Annotated in this window: 14 protein-coding genes; 4 read left to right on the top strand and 10 right to left on the bottom strand. The window is 68.6% G+C overall.

What is annotated here, in order from left to right; translation table 11 throughout:
- Positions 1-84 precede the first annotated feature (84 nt).
- Positions 85-1,020 carry a sugar phosphate isomerase/epimerase family protein gene (locus BLS34_RS17570; protein WP_175474273.1) on the top strand — a complete coding sequence of 312 codons (936 nt, stop codon included), beginning with the start codon at positions 85-87 and terminating at the stop codon, positions 1,018-1,020.
- Positions 1,017-1,751, top strand: coding sequence for a glycerophosphodiester phosphodiesterase (locus BLS34_RS17575; RefSeq protein WP_093152356.1), 735 nt, complete (start codon positions 1,017-1,019; stop codon positions 1,749-1,751). The genes BLS34_RS17570 and BLS34_RS17575 overlap by 4 nt, the downstream gene beginning before the upstream one ends.
- A gap of 8 nt (positions 1,752-1,759) precedes the next feature.
- Here the strand turns inward: BLS34_RS17575 and BLS34_RS17580 are convergent, their stop codons facing one another.
- From BLS34_RS17580 to BLS34_RS17605, 6 genes are all read right to left on the bottom strand, one after another.
- Positions 1,760-2,662 carry an ABC transporter permease gene (locus BLS34_RS17580; protein ID WP_093152357.1) on the bottom strand — a complete coding sequence of 301 codons (903 nt, stop codon included), beginning with the start codon at positions 2,660-2,662 and terminating at the stop codon, positions 1,760-1,762.
- Entirely contained in the window at positions 2,659-3,597 is a 939-nt protein-coding gene (locus tag BLS34_RS17585; RefSeq protein ID WP_038013078.1) for an ABC transporter permease, read from the bottom strand. The genes BLS34_RS17580 and BLS34_RS17585 overlap by 4 nt, the downstream gene beginning before the upstream one ends.
- Positions 3,594-4,673: an ABC transporter ATP-binding protein gene (locus tag BLS34_RS17590; RefSeq protein ID WP_093152360.1), complete on the bottom strand. Its 1,080-nt coding sequence runs from the start codon at positions 4,671-4,673 to the stop codon at positions 3,594-3,596. Before BLS34_RS17590 ends, BLS34_RS17585 begins: the two co-directional genes overlap by 4 nt.
- A complete protein-coding gene (locus tag BLS34_RS17595; RefSeq protein ID WP_093152378.1) occupies positions 4,670-5,635 on the bottom strand; it encodes an ABC transporter ATP-binding protein in 966 nt (321 codons plus the stop codon). Before BLS34_RS17595 ends, BLS34_RS17590 begins: the two co-directional genes overlap by 4 nt.
- Before the next feature lie 73 nt (positions 5,636-5,708).
- On the bottom strand, positions 5,709-7,277 hold the full coding sequence (locus BLS34_RS17600) for an ABC transporter substrate-binding protein (RefSeq protein ID WP_093152380.1): 1,569 nt from the start codon (positions 7,275-7,277) through the stop codon (positions 5,709-5,711).
- Positions 7,278-7,499: 222 nt separating this feature from the next.
- Positions 7,500-8,960 (bottom strand): alpha/beta hydrolase, encoded by a 1,461-nt coding sequence (locus tag BLS34_RS17605; protein WP_093152382.1) that lies wholly within the window; start codon positions 8,958-8,960, stop codon positions 7,500-7,502.
- Positions 8,961-9,190: 230 nt separating this feature from the next.
- Here BLS34_RS17605 and mtgA point away from each other — a divergent pair, with 230 nt between their 5' ends.
- Positions 9,191-9,859, top strand: coding sequence for a monofunctional biosynthetic peptidoglycan transglycosylase (gene mtgA, locus BLS34_RS17610; RefSeq protein ID WP_093152384.1), 669 nt, complete (start codon positions 9,191-9,193; stop codon positions 9,857-9,859).
- A 16-nt stretch (positions 9,860-9,875) separates the two neighbouring features.
- Here mtgA and BLS34_RS17615 read toward each other — a convergent pair whose 3' ends face one another.
- The gene (locus tag BLS34_RS17615; protein ID WP_139189381.1) at positions 9,876-10,898 is read right to left on the bottom strand and encodes a hypothetical protein; all 1,023 of its coding nucleotides are present in this window, start codon (positions 10,896-10,898) and stop codon (positions 9,876-9,878) included.
- Positions 10,899-10,927: 29 nt separating this feature from the next.
- Between BLS34_RS17615 and BLS34_RS17620 the strand changes: the two genes are divergently transcribed.
- Positions 10,928-14,122, top strand: coding sequence for a DUF4347 domain-containing protein (locus tag BLS34_RS17620; RefSeq protein WP_093152388.1), 3,195 nt, complete (start codon positions 10,928-10,930; stop codon positions 14,120-14,122).
- A gap of 147 nt (positions 14,123-14,269) precedes the next feature.
- On the opposite strand, the gene BLS34_RS17625 is transcribed toward BLS34_RS17620, so the two are convergent.
- From BLS34_RS17625 to BLS34_RS17635, 3 genes are all read right to left on the bottom strand, one after another.
- A complete protein-coding gene (locus BLS34_RS17625; protein WP_093152391.1) occupies positions 14,270-14,626 on the bottom strand; it encodes a hypothetical protein in 357 nt (118 codons plus the stop codon).
- A 186-nt stretch (positions 14,627-14,812) separates the two neighbouring features.
- Positions 14,813-15,016, bottom strand: coding sequence for a hypothetical protein (locus BLS34_RS17630; RefSeq protein ID WP_028792908.1), 204 nt, complete (start codon positions 15,014-15,016; stop codon positions 14,813-14,815).
- A gap of 157 nt (positions 15,017-15,173) precedes the next feature.
- On the bottom strand, positions 15,174-17,249 hold the full coding sequence (locus tag BLS34_RS17635) for a S8 family serine peptidase (protein WP_093152394.1): 2,076 nt from the start codon (positions 17,247-17,249) through the stop codon (positions 15,174-15,176).
- Positions 17,250-17,273: the final 24 nt, after the last annotated feature.

The raw sequence follows: 17,273 nt of genomic DNA on the forward strand, positions 1-17,273 counted from the left end.
AAGGAATCCCAGTGGTTTCACTCAATGGTCATCAAGACGTGGCAAGGTCACCCGCATCAACCGTTCCAGATGGGGTCACAAGCCGTGCCAAATCCGCTCCGCATCGCCGGCATCGGCGCGAATCTCGGCGGCGTCGCCGGGGATCTCGACGCCGTGCGCGCGCAGATGAACGAACTGATCGCCCTGGGCGCGGAGGTGGTGGAGTGCTACGCCTCCGATCTCGGCGTGGTGGCCGATGCCGGGCTGATCCCCGGCCGGGTCGCCGAGCTGCGCGAGATCTGCGCCGAGCGCCCCCTGGCCGTCACCCTTCACGCCCCGATCCCGATCGACTTTATGGACCGCGAGAACATAGAACGGCATCGCGCCGCCGCCCGGGTGTCGGTGGAGCTGGCCGCCGAGATCGGCGCCGGCATCGTGGTGATCCATGCCGGCCGCGCCAGCCCCGAGGCCTGGGCCCGCGATGCCGACGGACTGCTCGCCTTCGAGCGCGACGAGCTTTCGGCGCTGGGCGACATCGCCCGGGATGCCGGCCTGCGGATCGCACTGGAGAACATCAGCCCGAACCCGGCGGTGATCGCCGGACGCCTGACCAGCTACTCGCTCGATCCGGCAGCACTGGCCCGCCAGCTTGCCCTGGTCGATCATCCGGGCGTGACCGGCTGCCTCGACTACAGCCACGCCAACCAGGGCGCGGGGCTGCTCGACCTGGATCCGGTCGCCGGCGCCCGGGCGATGGCGCCGGTGACCGGCCATATCCATATCAGCGAGGCCAGCGGTCGGCCGGCCATCCCGTCGATCGCCGCCCAGCATGACTGGATGTATTTCGGCATCGGCGACATGCACGCGCCGCTCGGCAGCGGCTGCATGGACCTGGACGCCCTGGCCGATGTCTCCGACGTGCTGCCCGGCACCTATGCCATCCTGGAACTGCAGCGCCATGCGCGGGCGATGCTGGGCGACAGCCTGACCCGGCTGCGCGCCTTCGCCGGCCACGTCAACGCCCTGGACCGGGCCGCATGACCCGACTGCCGGCCCATATCATCGCCCATCGCGGCGACAGCGCCCACGCACCGGAAAACAGCCTGGCCGCGTTGGACAGCGCCATCGCCGCCGGGGCCGACCGGGTCGAGTGCGACGTGCGGATCGCCGGCGACGGCACCCTGGTTGTCTCCCACGATGCCGACCTGTCCCGGATCGCCGGCCGTTCGGTGCTGATCGACGACACGCCGGCCGAAGAGCTGGCCAGGACCGCCGCCGCGGCCGGGGCGTCGGTGCTGCCGCTGGCGACCCTGTTCGAGGCGGCGCACGGACGCATTCCGCTGATGCTGGACGTTAAGTCGCTGATCCCTGCCGTGATCGAGAAGATCGCCGCCGACCTCGCCGCGGCGGCGTTCGACCCGCGCCGGATCGCGCTCGGCCTGCGCGATCCTGCCCTGGTCGGTCCGGCGCGGGCGCATCTGCCGGCGGCGCGGATCCTCGCCCTGAACAGCGGGACCACCCCCGTGGACGCCTTCCTGGCCGAGAGCGTCGACCTCATCCGACTGTGGGAGCGCGATGCCGATGCCGACATCATCGCGGCGCTGCACGGCCAGGGCTGCACCGTCTGGGTGACCACCGGCGGCACCGGCACCGACCGGGAGGTCGGCGATTGCAGCACCGACGACCTGTCCCGGCTGATCGCCGCCGGCGTCGACGGGCTGCTGGTCAACGACCCCGCCCTCGGCCGCCGCGCGGTTCTCAGCGCTGCTTAGCTTAGGGCTCAGCGCTGCGTAGGATCCAGCCGGGTCCGCAGCCAGTCGCCGAACAGGCTCATCGACAGGGTCGTCAGGAAGATCACCCCGCCCGGCAGCACCGCCAGCCACCAGGCGGTCAGCAGATAGTCGCGCCCGTCTCCCAGCATCTGGCCCAGCGAGGTGAGAGGCGGCTGAATGCCGAGGCCCAGGAAGCTGAGCGAGGTCTCCAGCAGGATGGTCTGCGGGAAATTCAGGGTGAGCTGGACGATCAGCGGCCCCATGACATTGGGCAGGATGTGACGGCCGTACAGCCGCAGCGGCCGCGCGCCGAGCGCCCGCACCGCCACCGCATAGCCCTGCTCGCGGGCCGACAGCACCAGGCTGCGGGTCAGGCGGGCATAGGTCTCCCACCCGGCCAGGCCCATCAGAGCAAGAAACAGGTAGAAGTTGTTGCCGAGGAAGGCGAGCACCGCCAGCGCGATGATTAGAAACGGCATCGCCGCCTGCCAGTCGACCAGCATCATCACGACTTCGTCGACCCAGCCGCCGCGATGGGCCGCGAGGATGCCGAGAAACGTGCCGAGCACCGCACCGATCAGGGTACCGAGCAGCGCCAGCGCGAGCGATACCTGGGTGGCGATCAGCAGTCGCGACAGCAGGTCCCGTCCGAGCTTGTCCGTGCCCAGCAGATGCCCCTCGATCGACAGGGACGACCAGAACGGCGGCTTCAGCCGATACAGCAGGTCGGTTTCCTCGTAGCCGTACGGGGTCAGCAGCGGCGCCAGTAGGGCGACCAATGAGACCAGCACCAGAATCGCGGCGGCGATCCGCACCAGCAGCGGCATGCGCCACGCGCCCACCGGCCTGCCCGCCCGCGCGGCCGCGGGCTTCGGGGCGGGAGCGGCGTTGTCGGCGGTCTCGGCGCTCATCGCGAGCGCTCCTGGCCGCCGACGCGGACCCTTGGATCGAGCCACCCATAGGCGAGGTCGACCAGCAGGTTGGCGGAGACCATGGTGATCGCCACCAGCACGACGATGCCCTGGACGATGGACAGGTCGCGGTCGGCGACCGAGCTGGTGAGCAGCCGGCCCACGCCCGGCCAGGCGAAGACGTTCTCGGTCACCACCGCGCCGCCGATCATGCCGCCCAGGCTGAAGCCGACGATTGTCACCACCGGAATCGCCGCGTTGGGAAAGGCGTGCCACCAGACCTGCCGGAAGCGCGAGGCCCCTTCCGCCTCGGCCGTGCGCATGTAGTCGCGCGACAGCACCTCCAGCATGGCCGAGCGGGTGAAGCGGGCGATGGCCCCGGCGAAGGCGGTGGCCAGGGTGAAGACAGGCATCACCATGTGCTGCCACGTCCCGTAGCCGGAGCTCGGCAGCACCCGCAGGTTCAGGGCGAAGAGCAGAATCAGCAGGATACCGAGGAAGAAGTTCGGCATGGAGAAGCCGAAGACCGCGAAGGACATGGTCAGCCGGTCGACCCAGCTGTCCCGCCACACCGCCGCCAGCACGCCCAGGGGGATGCCGAGCGCCAGCGAACAGAAGAACGTCGCCAGCCCCAGCTCCAGGGTCTTGGGCACCCGCTGCCAGATCAGGTCGATGGCCGGTTGGCTGTTGCGGAAGGAGATCCCGAAATCGCCGCGCAGCGCCGCCTCGAAATAACGCAGGTACTGCTCCCACAGCGGCCGGTCGAGGCCCCAGGCGGCGCGGTAATAGTCGCGGATCTCCGGGCCGATATCGTCCGGCAGCAGCTGCTGGGTCGGATCGCCGGTGAGGCGCAGCACGACGAAGACGAAGGTCACCACCAGCCAGAGGGTGATCATCGCCCGCAGCAGCTTGATCGCGGCATAGCGCAGGTTCATGGGAAGACCTTCAGGGGTTGGGACGCGTCGCTGCCGCCCTGCGCCTCCAGGCCGTCGGCCTGGCTGGCTTCGGCGTGATGGCAGGCGACCGAGCGGCCGTCGGCCCGGGGGCGCAGAGCGGGAAGCTCGGTCCGGCAGAGGTCGGTGGCGAAGGGGCAGCGTGGATGCAGTGGGCAGCCGCTGGGCGGGTTCATCGGGCTCGGCGGCTCGCCCTCCAGGCGCAGCGGCCGCACCAGACGGCCGCGGCGGGACCGCGCCGCCGGCACCGCGCCGATCAACGCCCTCGCATAGGGGTGCGCGGGCGCGGCGAACAGATCACGGCACTCCGCCACCTCCACGAAGCGGCCGAGATACATCACCGCCACCCGGTCGGCCACATGGCGCACCAGGCTGAGGTCGTGCGAGATGAACAGATAGGCGAGCCCCAGATTGCGCTGCAGGTCGCGCAGCAGGTTGACCACCTGGGCCTGGACCGAGACGTCCAGGGCGGCCACCGGCTCATCGCAAACCACCAGTTTCGGCTCCAGCACCAGGGCGCGGGCGATCACCGCGCGCTGCTGCTGGCCGCCCGACAGCTCGTGCGGATAGCGCCTGGCCAGATCGCCGCCGAGCCCGACCGCCTCAAGCATGGCCGCGACCATGATCTTCCGGTCGGCGGCAGTGGCGACCTTGTGGATCTCCAGTCCCTCGGCCACCTGAGCCTCGACGGTGAGGCGCGGATCCAGGGCGCTGCGGCTGTCCTGAAAGATCAGCTGCAGGTCCCGCCGCCGGTCGCGCCAGCGGGTATCGTCCGCCGACGCCAGATCCTCGCCGTCGAACCGGATCGACCCGGCACTGGGGCTGAGCAGATTGAGCACCAGATTGCCCACCGTCGATTTGCCGCAGCCGCTCTCGCCCACGACGGCAAGGGTCTCGCCCGCCGCCAGGTCGAAGGAGACATCCGCCACCGCCGTCAGTTCCGGACGCGGTCCGAACAGGCTGGTGCGCGGCAGGCTGAAGCGCCGTGCCAGGCCTGCCACCCGCAGCAGCGGCCTGGGCTCATCCGGCTCTGTGGCCTCGGCGAGAACCGCGCTCATGCCGCCTCCGTCCGTACGGCCAGCGGATGATGGCAGGCCACCGCGCCGGACAGATCGGGCACTGCCGTGCGGCAGATCTCCGACGCATGGGGACACCGCGGCGCGAAGGCGCAGCCCCGAGGCATGGCGCGCAGGGACGGCACGGTGCCGTCGATGGGACTGAGCCGCTCCACCTCGTCGTCCAGGAACGGCAGAGAGGTGAGCAGACCTTGCGTGTAGGGGTGGCGCGGCCGGGCGAACAGCTCGGCGGCCGGCGCCATCTCGACCACGCGCCCGGCATACATCACCGCCACCCGGTCGGCGACCTCGGCCACCAGTCCCAGGTCATGGGTGACGAACAGCATGCCCATGCCGAGATCGCGCTGAAGCCGGGACAGCAACTCGACGATCTGCGCCTGCACGGTGACGTCCAGGGCGGTGGTCGGCTCGTCGGCAACCAGCAGGGCGGGCTCGCCGGCGATGGCCATGGCGATCATCGCGCGCTGCTGCTGGCCGCCGGAGATCTGGTGGGGGTAGTCGCGGGACCGGCGGCGCGGCTCGGGAATGCCGACCAGGTCGAGCAATTCGACGGCGCGGGCGGCGGCGGCGCGGCGGCTGGAGCCGGTGCGGATGCGATAGGCCTCCGCCACCTGCCAGCCCAGGGTGCGCACCGGGTTCAGGCCGGTCATCGGATTCTGGGAGATCATGCCCATGCCGCGGGCGCGACGGGCGCGGTCGGCACGGCTCTTGGGGTCCAGCGGGGTGCCCTTGAAGGCGATCTCGCCGCTCTCCACCGACACGCGGCGGCCGAACAGTCCCATGACCGAGAGACAGGTCAGCGTCTTGCCGCAGCCGCTTTCTCCGACCAGGCCGAGCGTCTCGCCGGGGCCGATCCGCAGCGACACGTCGCGGACCGGAAAGACCGGACCGCCCGGAAGATCGATCCGGACGGTCAGGTCGCGAATTTCTAGAAGTGTACTCATCAACCGCTGATATTCGGGGCGGGATGCGCCACGGCGCGACGGTCCACCGACCGCCACGCCGCAAGCGCCATCCTCAGCCGCCGACCCCGAAGGTCAGATTGTAGGGACGGAAGTCCATGTAGTAGAGCGAGTACGGCTCCCAATTGACGGACTTCTTGTGCGCGTAGGTCTCGAGCGGATTGTAGAGCATCGTGCCCGGAACCTCGTCGGTCCAGATGTCCAGCGCCTTGCGGTAGGCGTCCTTGCGGTCCGCCGTCTCGGTGCTGGAGACCAGCCGGTCCTGCTGCTTGTTGAACTCCTCCGGCGCCTTCCAGGCACGGTCGGGGAACGCCTTGTTGTTCTGGACGTCGCTGATCCGGCCCCACTGGGAGACGAAGGATCCGCTCGGATCCGGGATGCGGTGGGTGTTGGACCACGGGCGGATGTTGGTACCCTCGGCCTTGGTCACCTGGGACCAGTTCTCCACCGGCTCGACCTTCACGTTCAGACCGACATCCTTCCACATCTGCTGCATCGCCTGAGCGGCCTCGAGGCTGTTCAGGTAGTAGTTCAGCGGCAGGCGGTAGACGATTTCCTCGCCCTTGTAGGACGACGCCTCGACCAGCGCGCGGGCCTTCTCCGGGTTGAACTCGAAATCCGGATAGTCGGCCAGATAGATCTCATAGTCGGGCAGCTGGTGACCGTTCGGCGTGAAGTTCTTGTCGTTCCACAGCGCCTTGCGCAGCAGCGCCCGGTCGATCGCCAGGGACAGGGCCTGACGGACATTCTTGTCCTTCATGAACGGGGCGTCCATGTAGAAGACCAGCATGTGGGTGTTGTCGAGCACCACCTGCTTGACCTCGATGTCGTCATAGCCTTCCAGCACCGGCACCTGGTCCGGCGGCACGTTGACGATGATATCGAACTCGCCGCTCACCAGACCGGCGACACGGGCCGAGGTCTCCGGCACCACCCTGAAGGTGATGTTGCTGGCGGTGGGCTTGCCGCCGAAATAGTCGTCATTGGCGACCAGCTTGATGTACTCGCCATCGACGAACTCGGCGATCTTGTACGGGCCGGTGCCGACCGGGCTGCGGCGCACCTGGTCGTAGCCGCGGGTCAGGTAGTCGCGGGCGTTGACGATCCAGCTCGCGTAGCCGGCCAGGCGCTGCTCCATCATGACGTCGGGCACACGGCTGACGATGCGAACCGTGTACTTGTCGACCCGCTCGGCATGGCTGATTGTGTTCATCTCCTGACGGCCGGTCGGGACGATCGGGCGATCGCCCAGCATGCGGCCGTGGGTGAAGGTGAAGACCACGTCGTCGGCGGTCACCTCGTCGCCGTTGTGGAACTTCACGCCCTCGCGGAGCTTGAACTCGATCGTCTTGTCGTCGATCCGCTTCCAGCTCTCGGCCAGGCCCGGCACCAGCTTGGAGCCGCTGCCCTTGCCGTTCGCCAGGAAGTCGCGGCGGATCAGGCTGTCGAACATCGAGTAGATGATGCGGACATGGACGTTGCCCATGCCGTCGGCCGGCTCGAGCGTATCGGGCAGGTCATTGACAGCGACGACCAGCTCCGGCCGGTCGTCGGCCAATGCCGGTCCGGCCATCAGGCCGAGCGCGACGAGCGCGCCTGCGGCCAGGCGGAAGAAGCCTCTCATGGCTCATACTCCAGTATGTGAACAGACCTGGAGTGTCGCAGGAGCCGGTGTTGTTTATGTGAGAGCTTCGCGGACTCTTTGTTGCAGTCGGCCGGTCGATTCTGTGACCCCTCGGCTGCAGTTTTGTGACGTCGACCGCCGACGACGCCCGCAAGACGCCCCCTTGGCGGAGGCGATAGTCCTAAGGCTGAAGCGGGGCCGCCCCAGGAAGACCGGCGCCATCTAAGGCGCGAACAGCGGGAAACTCACCCCCAGCGCCCAGGCGAGGACCAGCCCAAGGGCGAGGCCGGACGCCAGGGGACCGGCCCGCAGACCCGCCACCCGCCCCACCGTGCCAAAGACGAGATAGAACAGGAGCACCACCGGCGCGATCATGAGCAGGAAGAAGAGCCCCTGGAAATCGAGCGCGACCGCCAGTCCCAGGGACAGCAGGAAGGCGCCGCGCAGAGCCAGACGCTGAAGCAGGCCGGCCCGCAGGGTCAGCATCGAATCCGCCACCATGAACGGAACCGCCCCCAGCGCCATGGCCGCGATAATCCAGAAGCGGCCGGGTGTCGGCCAGAAATTCGCCACGTAGCGGTCGAGCGCCACACCGAACAGACAGCACCACCCGAGCAGCAGCACGAAGGCCGGCATTGAAATCCGGCCCACGGAAACCCGCCACCATCGGATCAGCGCAAGCTGAACCAGCCCGAACACCGCCAGATGCAGGGCCAGATAGTCGGCCACCAGCACGGGCAGAAGCTGGGGATTGAGGGGCACGGCAACCAACGGCGCCACCAGCGTCGGCAGCAGGGAGGCCGCGGCGACCTGCCGGCCGGTCAGTCGACCCGACGTCGCCTCGATGCCGCGAACCAGGGGCGCGATACTCCCGAAGATCAGCACCAGGCCGGCAAACAGACCGAGGATCGCCCAGCCGGTGGGCCAGATGGTTGTCTCGGCATGCCGGCCATAGGCCTGGTCGATCCATCGGAGCGCGGCCTGCCGGGCGGCCCGGTTGTGCAGGATGGAGACATGCTCGGCGAAGGGCGCCACTTCGGCACGGCGGGTGACCTCGTCCGCGGTCACCGTCTGTCCCTCGACCGCCTCCGGCATGACCTGCCGCGCATAGTCCAGCGCCGCAGCGCGCAGGCCCTGCTCCCATTCCCCCGCCAACAGCAGCAGCGTGCGCGGCGTGTCCGGCGTGATCGCCTGCGAGTAGGCCGACAGCAAGACGACCGGCCCGATATCGGACCGCTCGGCGGCGACACGGGCCAGCACGTCCGTCGCCATGGAATGCCCCAGCAGCGCGACCGGTGCCTGCCCGTCGGAGACGGCATCGATGACCGCCTCGGTCTGCGCGATCAGCAGGCGTGTCGTGCCCGCCACCGCGGTGACGTCCCCGGACATCGGCAGCGGATGGCGCCCGTGTCCGAGAAAATCGAAGCTGAAGACCCGGTAGCCGGCACGGGCCAGCGGCAGGGCATAACCCTGCATCATCTGCCGCGACCCGGCAAAGCCATGGGCGATGACGACCACCGGTCCCTCGGCTCCGGATCTGGCGTAGGCGGTCACCGGGGTGGCGCTGACAGTCAGGTCCCGCGTCTCCACGCGCGTGCGCGCCGCCTCAAGCACCGCCAGAGAGGCGAGGATCAGGGCGCCGGCTATGACAGCGCCGACGACGGCCGCTCTGGGTGATCGCATTACCCGAACCCCTCCCGCACGCGGCCCGACCTTGGTTGATCAGGACCGCAACAAAAGAAGTAGTACCGCCGGGACGAACGGCGACAAAGCGCGTTACCACACCGGCCCGCTCCGTGGCCGGGTCGGTTGACAGGACCGGTCGGACGACCCATCACGGACCGACTGACGCAGACGAGGACGGGCGGTCGCCAACGCCGGCACTTCGCCGTCCATCGTGGGGGATGCGCATCATGGCACGACTTATCCGGCGGATTCTCCTGGCGATGCTGGTGGTCTTCGTCGTCCTTCCCGTGCTGGTCATCCTGCTCTACCGGGTGGTGCCGCCACCGGGAACGCCGCTGATGCTGTGGCGCGAGGCCTCGGCCGTCTATCGCTGGGTCCCCATGTCCGAGATGTCGGCCAACGCGGCCCGGGCGGTCGTGGTCTCCGAGGACCAGACGTTCTGCGCGCATAACGGCATCGACTGGCGCCAGATGAACAAGGTGCTGGACGAGTTCCGCGAGACCGGCCGGCCGAGCCGGGGGGCGAGCACCATCACCATGCAGCTCGCCCGAAATCTGTATCTGCCGCCCTCGCGCTCGATCCTGCGCAAGGCGGTGGAGATCCCGCTGGCGCTCGGGCTGGAACTGCTGGTGCCGAAACGCCGGATCCTGGAACTCTATCTGAACGTGGTCGAGATGGGCGACGGCATCTACGGGGTCGAGGCGGCCGCCCAGCGGCATTTCGGCAAACCGGCAAGCGGCCTCACACGCACCGAGGCGGCCCGTCTCGCCGCCATCCTGCCGAACCCGCTGGACAGAAATCCGGCGCGCCCGTCCGGGGAGGTCGGCCGGCGTGCCCAGGAGATCGCCCGCGACATTCCTAGGCTGACCCATCTGTTCAGCTGTTTCGAGACCTGAGCACGGTCCGGGACCGTCAGCCGATCAGGTGACCGACGAGATCGTTGACGGCGGCCTGCCGCACGTCGATCAGGCCGTCCCCCGCCGTCTCGCCCAGATAGGCGCAGATGCCGGCCGCCAGGAGCGTGCGGTTCCCAACCGTCGCTCCCGCCATCTCCAGCAGCCGCTCCACCCCCGCGACCGAGGCCTCGCAATAACCCTCGAGATCGCCCTCCCCGGGCTCCGCCGCCGCAGGATCCGCTCCGCGCAGCTGGGGAAGATCGAGGGCGATGAACCGTCCGCTGACCATCCGCGTCTCGGCATCGTGAACCGGCGTCCCGCTCATCACCCCGGCAAGCGCCACGCCGGGGGGGACGGGAACGGCGAAGATCATGCTCATGACATGCTCGCCTTCCGGCTCGGTGATCGTGGCGTGCAGGCATTGGCCAAGCCGCCACACCAGTCCGCGCATCACGACATCGCCGCCCGGAAGGCGCTCGCGATACTGCATCATGACGGTCCCGCGGTCGCCTTCGCCGATGACGATCTCGCCGATCACGAACTGATCGTGGCGATAGGCCGACCAGGCCGGGCTGACGACGAGATAGCTGCCGTGGACGAAGCGTGGGATCGCCTGGACGCCGGCGTCCGGGACTCCGGACCGGCGAATGGTCTCGCTCTGAAGCGGCGCCCCTCTGTCCGGGTCCGCGTCCTGGCCGGCCCGGGTCCCGTAGCGGGCGATCATCGCGGACCGGAACCCGGCGAAATCCACCGTGCGCAGCCATTCCCCGCCCGCCGGACCGCCGTCGGCCTCAAGCCCCAGGAGCTGGGCCAGGTCGTCGAAGATCGACTGATCGCGCGGCAGAGCGCGGCCGGTCACCCATTTATAGGCCCGACTGGGCAGGAATCCGGTCTGCGGGTTGATCTCCTGCAGCAGGCTTCCGAGTTCCTTCTGGGAGCCGGTGCCGAGGGTGCGCATGATCAATCGCAATTTGAGATCGAAGTGCCGGCTGCCGAGCCCCGAGGACGGTCCCGGCCAGCCCTCATGGCGCATCGACAAGCCCGCTCCTCCCTCTTCTTTCTCTCTTCATGCTTCTTGCTCGGCGGGCGGGCACCTCAACGCATCCGAATAAGCTGAATCACAGAAATCATAATACAACTTCCCATCGCCGTCTTAATAGGAATTCCGATTTTTCCGACGGACGCTCAAATGACCAGAAGATTATCATTCTAAAAGCGAATTCTTACTTTTACCATATAAACGGACTGCAGCTGATGCAAAACCGCATGGGCAACAACCGCCTGTCGTTGCCCGACGCGCCCGTGCCGGACTCCACAGACGGGACGCTTGCCGTCATCGACCTGGCCGTACCGGCGCGCGCTGCGCTCGCCGGCGTCCTGGTCGGACGTCATCGGATCTGTCTGCTCGGGGACACAACCGACCCATTCCAGTCGCTCGCCGACGCCCTGTCCCGGCCCGACGCCCCAGCCACCTCCGTCCATGTCTTCAGCCACGGCGAACCGGGCGTCCTGCATCTCGGCGGAGAGCGGATATCCCTGGCCACGTTGCAGCGTCACCACGCCGGGATCGCCGGTCTGAGGCGTGCCCTCGCCGGGCGGTCGCTCGTCCTCTACGGCTGTTCGGTCGGGCGTGACGAGGTCGGGCGGCGCTTCGTCGAAACCCTGTCACGTGTCTTGGTCGCGCCGGTCCTCGCGTCGTCGACGCCGACCGGAGGCCGCCTCTATGGGGGCGACTGGAAACTCGATGTGGCCGCCGGCGGAGCACCGGATGCCTTCCCATGCCTGATCGATCCGCAGCGGGCCGCGCGCTGGCCGGGCCTGCTCGCTGTCAACGTCACGAGCACGCTCGGGGATGCGAGCGCAGGGACGCTTCGGGCGGCCGCCGCGGCTGTCGATCAGATCGTGCGTTTCAGCAATCTTGGCGCGACCGCGACGATCAACCTCGCTGCCTCGCCGACTTTCACGAATGGGGCGGCCACGAGTTTCGGCTTCACCGGAACAACAAATTCGCTGACGATCGGCGGTTCGGACATCGTCGCGGACTCCCATCTCTACTTCGATGTTTCCGCGGGACAGTCGCTGACGCTCAATTCCGGGGTTTCTTTCACCGGCGGCTCATTCGTCCTTCAGACGGCCGGCGGCGGAACCATCGCTCTGAACGGCTCGATCAGCGGGACGAGTAGGGTATGGGTTCTCGGCGGCACGACCGCCGAGATCGGCACGACGACCTCGGCGCCCCTGATCGATATCCTGGGCAACTCGACCGTCCGGTTCACCACCAGCGGTGCCTACACCTCGAACATCGAAGTCGAGGACACGGCGACCATCGATACCGGCGCCAACACCGTTACCATTAGCGGGACCGTGACGGACGACGGGACGAACGTGCTGGCCAAGACCGGCACGGGCACGCTCACGCTGACCGGCACCAACACCGCCTCGGGCTCGATGACCGTCAGCCAGGGCACGCTCTCGGTCGCCGGGGACGGAAACCTGAGCGCCGGCACGGTGACGATCAACGGCGGCACCCTGGCGGTGACCGGGGCGACGACGATCGACAATGCCATCGTGCTCGGGGCGTCGAACGGGACGGTGAATGTCGGCGCCAATGTGACGATGAGCGGGGTGGTCTCGGGCGCGGGCAACCTGACCAAGACCGGCGCCAGCACCCTGACGCTGAGCGGCACGAACACCTATACCGGCACCACGACCGTCACCGGCGGCACACTCTCGGTCTCGACCGACAGCAATCTCGGCACCGGCAACGTGGCCCTGAACGGCGGCGGGCTGACGGTGACCGGCGCGACCACGATCGACAATGACATCTCCGGCACCAGTGGCCTGACGAAGTCCGGCAGCGGCACCGTCACCCTCAGCGGAACCAACACCTATTCCGGCGGGACCACGATCAACGGCGGCACCCTGCAGGTCTCCGGCGGCAACGCTCTGGCCGACGCGGGTGCCGTCTCCGTCGCGTCCGGCGCGACGCTCGATCTGAGCAATACGAACGAGACCATCGGCAGCCTTACCGGCAGCGGCACGCTCAATATCGGGAGCGGCACGCTCACGCTGACCGATTCCGCCTCGACCACCTTCTCCGGCACGATCAGCGGCAGCGGCACGATCGCGGGGGGCGGCACCTACACCGTCGCCTCCGGCGCGACGCTCGGCGGAACCAGCACCTTTTCGACGGCGGTCACGGTCGCGAGCGGCGGCACCATCGCGCCCGGCAACAGCCCCGGCACGATCTCCACCGGCAACCTGACCCTCGCCAACGGTTCCACGGCGACGATGGAAGTCGACGGCACCGCCGCCGGCACCGGGTACGACCAGATCAACGTCACCGGAACGGTGACCATCAGCAACGCGACCCTCAACGTAGTGCTGGGCTACACGCCGGCCGCGGGCGACAGCTACACATTGGTCAACAACGACGGTGTCGACGCCGTCACCGGAACCTTCAGCGGCCTGGCCGAGGGCGCCACCCTGACGGCCGGCGGCCGGACGCTCCAGATCAGCTATGTCGGCGGCACCGGCAACGACGTGACCCTGACGGACGTCACGCCACAGCCCGGTGGCTCCGATGGCGGCGGCGCTTCCGTGGGCGGCGAAACGCTGAGTTCAGGCGGGACGTCAGGCGATGTCCTGCGGGGGACCACCGGCAACGACACGCTGTACGGCTTCGCCGGCAACGACACGCTGAGCGGTGGGATCGGACTGGACATTCTGTACGGCAACCTCGGCGACGACCTGCTCTATGGCAACCAGGATGCGGACTCGCTCTGTGGCGGCCAGGGCGCCGACACGGCCTATGGCGGTACGGGCGATGATCTGCTCTGGGGCAACCGGGACGACGACCACCTGTACGGCAATCAGGGGGCCGACCGGATCTACGGCAACGAGGGCGACGACCGGATCCGGGGCGACGACGGATCCGACACCCTCTATGGCGGACAGGGCGCCGACACCCTCTCGGGTGGCGCGGGCGACGACCGGCTCTTCGGTAATTCCGGCGCCGATGTCTTCCGCTTCGGCGAGGCGGACGGGGCCGACGCCCTCTACGGCTTCTCCATCGGCGAGGACAGGCTGATGGTCGCGGCCAATGCGAACGGCACCGGGATCGCCAGTGCCGACAACCTGCTTGCCCGGCTGTTCAACGACGGGGCGGGCAATACGGTGCTCGACCTCGGCGGCGGCCATTCCGTGACCCTTGTCGGGCTGTCCGCCGATCAGTTCGGGACGGACAGCTTCCTCGTCGGCTGAAAGCGAACGGGAAAGACCGGGCGCCCATCACACGCCCGGTCCCCCCCTCGTAGTCAGCCGATCTCTCCCCAATCGGCCGACCCCGCGACCTGCAGCCGGCCCCTCTCCGGCTGCGGTGCCTCGTCAGTCGTCGCTCATCAGTAGCCCCTAGTCAGCGGTGCATCCGCCACGCTCGATGTCCGGGCATGTCACGTTCTTGCCCCAGCCCAAGGCGTTCGCCGCGAGATCCTCCGGCCCGACGAACCAGAGCCTGTCGGAACCGGGAACCAGGTAGACCTCGGCGCTGTTCGTGGCGCGGACCAGGCAGGCCCCGGTCGGCAGCGGGTCGCCCTCGTCCACCGTCTCGATATCGATATCCGTGCGCAGCGGCGGCATAGTCCTGAACAGCAGCGCCAGGATCCGGGCGTCGGGAACCAGATGGCGCCGCCCGCCCAATACGAGATAGGTCGTGTCGTCTCCGCGCGCCCGCAGCAGCATTCCATTGAGATCGTCGCGCCGTGCCATCGCCGTTCTCCCCTCTCGGCAAGTCTTCGCGGGGACCGTTCGGTGAGCAGACCGGCGTCGTCCCTGACCCTGAGACGGTGCCGCAACCGCGGGGCGAAATCCTGAGATCGGCACGAAATTCAGACGAAATCGCCGGAAGTGTCGGTGGCCGGCCGGGCAGTCGGTCCGCGCCGTCGGTCCGGGCAATCAGTCGGTCGACAGCGCCCAGCGGATCGCGGTCGTCGGCTCGTCCGGGCCCGCCTGGGAGATAATCCGGGCGCCGGGAATGAAGAGCATGGTCACGCTGGAGGTCTTGGGCACACGCTGGCGCTTTCCGTTGGCGACCTGGTAGATCTCGATGCCGTCGGGCAGCTGCAGAAGCATGCCGTTCAAGTCGGGGCGAAGATTCATTGGATCCTCCGGGGTGCAGCGACGGCGCGGTCGCGTCCGTCGCGATGGCACAACCCTGCCCGAGATCGCCTCCGCAATCCTGATCGGCACCCGAAATCGCTCCGAAGACCAAAGGCCCGGCGGTCCGCAAGGCCGCCAGGCCGATCGCGTCGCGTGGTCAGTCGGTGTCGGGCGCGCCGAGATCCACCGGGATATCCACCCGGCCGGCCCCGCCACGGGCGAATTCCGGGCGGGGTTGGGGAAAGTGCTTCTTGTCGCTCTTCTCCGCATAGCCGTGCAGCCAGGCCCGGTCGGCGGCCTTCTTCCTGCTCTTCTTCTTGTCCCCGGCGATCGCCTCCACCGCCAGCCGGGCAACCCGGGGGGCGGCCACGCTGGTGCCGGACTGACGCACCAGATACCCGCTGCGCGACCCGGCGCTCAGCACCCCGCGCAGCACGGGCGACTGGTCGCCCAGGGCGGCCGCATCCGGTCCCTTGCGGCTGGGCACCGGCCCCGACGCTGAATAGTCGGAAATCAGGCCGTTGCTCCCGGTGAAGCTGGCGACCACCAGCGGTGCCTCCCCGGTGGCGAGGCCGTTCAACGTCCCGGCCCGCCGGACCGGACAATGGGTCCCCGGCGGGTCCACCGGCAGCGGCGCGCCATAGGCATCGAATTTCTGGTAGTCGGGGTTGTTGAAATGCGCCTGACGCCCGCGCGGCGGAAACCCGGGCAGGGTGTCGTCGCGTCGGATCCAGACCTCGACCGCGGCACCCTCGTGCTGGTCCCGCCGAGGCGGCTCCGCCGCGCCGTCGCGCCGGCGCCAGATCTCGATCCGCCAGTCCCCGGCCGGCGCCAGCGCGGCCGCTCCGCTGAAGCCGACCGTCCGGTTGACCGACAGGACGATCGACGCCCGGTTCACGGTGCGGGTCGCCGGGGCGTAGGACAGACGGGCGATCTCCCGTCCGTCGCCGTCGCGCAGGCGATGGACGCGACGGGACCCGACCACGATGGTCGCGCCCTTCCGGCCGCCGGGCGGGCTGACCGTGACATGCACCGGGTCCCAGCCCGGATGCTCGATTTCCGGCAGCCACATTTCCACATGGCTGTCCGTGCGATCGTCGGGCAGGACCTTGAGGTCCAGGGCGACCGACCCGGTCTCGCCGACCTCGGCATGCGCGTGGGTGCGCGACAGGTTGGTATTGCCGGCCGGCAGGACCATGCGGCGGACGGGCCCGTCCCCCTTGTCCACGATGTGCTGGATGAGCCGGGGTATCAGGCCGGAGCCGTCATGCGGCCCGTCGAGGGTGCCGTAGCTGAAGTTGAACACCATCGGCACGATCGTCCCATCCGACCGGCGGAACCGGCGCCCTTCCCGCTCCAGCCGGTGCAGAGCCAGCAGCAGGCTGGGGTACAGGTTGAAGCCGGAGGTGTCCTCGGTCACCCGCCAGGGCAGAGACGCCACCAGGAGCGGCCGATGCTTCGGCGCCTTGTGCATCTGGTGCCCAGCCGCGAGTGCCGCCACGTGGGTGCCGTGGGATTCCCGCAGGGCCAGGGGCGAAAACCCGCCGCCGGCGAAGTCGATCGCGCCGGCATCGACATAAAGCGCATCCTCGTCGGTCAGGCCGAAGGAGGTGTGCGTCTTCAGTAACCTGTCGATGGCCCGCTTGTCGAGCGAGCGGCCCTGCACCTCCCAACGCCAACCCGGCCGGTGCGGAACATCCGACGCGGAGGACATGATATAGGCCAGATGCACGCGGCTCGATGTCTCGCGATCGCGGAACAGGGCGTTGGCGAAACCGATCGCATCGTCGATGACCGCGGTCACCACCGTGTCGTCGTCGCACTTGATCGGCTTCGGCGCCGGCCGTTCCCGCTCCTGCGGCGTCAGGTGCAGCGGCAGATGCGCTTGCGGGACCATGCAGCCCAGATAGACGCCCCCGCAGCCCCATCCGTTGCCCACCGTGTTTGCGGTCCGGACCACCGGGGAGCGGGCGATCAGCGTGACGCTCTGGAGCGGCGGCCGGGCGGCGCAGTCCGCCGCGTCATACACGTCCGGGATCAGGATCTGCCCCGGATGGGCCTGTTCGGCGCGCTGCCGGAACTCGTCCAGGCTCGTTTCTTCCAGATGGAAGATCGCCGCCCACCAGATCTCGTCGAGGGGACGGGGATAGGAGCTTGGATCCCGGGTGAGCCGGTAGTCGGTGACCGGGTCTATCGCGCCCGCATCGCCATCGTCTTGCCAGTCGGCCTGCATGGGTACCTCCCGCAGCCTGAAGAG

Origin of the sequence: Thalassobaculum litoreum DSM 18839 (assembly GCF_900102465.1) — a bacterium.
GTDB lineage: Bacteria > Pseudomonadota > Alphaproteobacteria > Thalassobaculales > Thalassobaculaceae > Thalassobaculum > Thalassobaculum litoreum.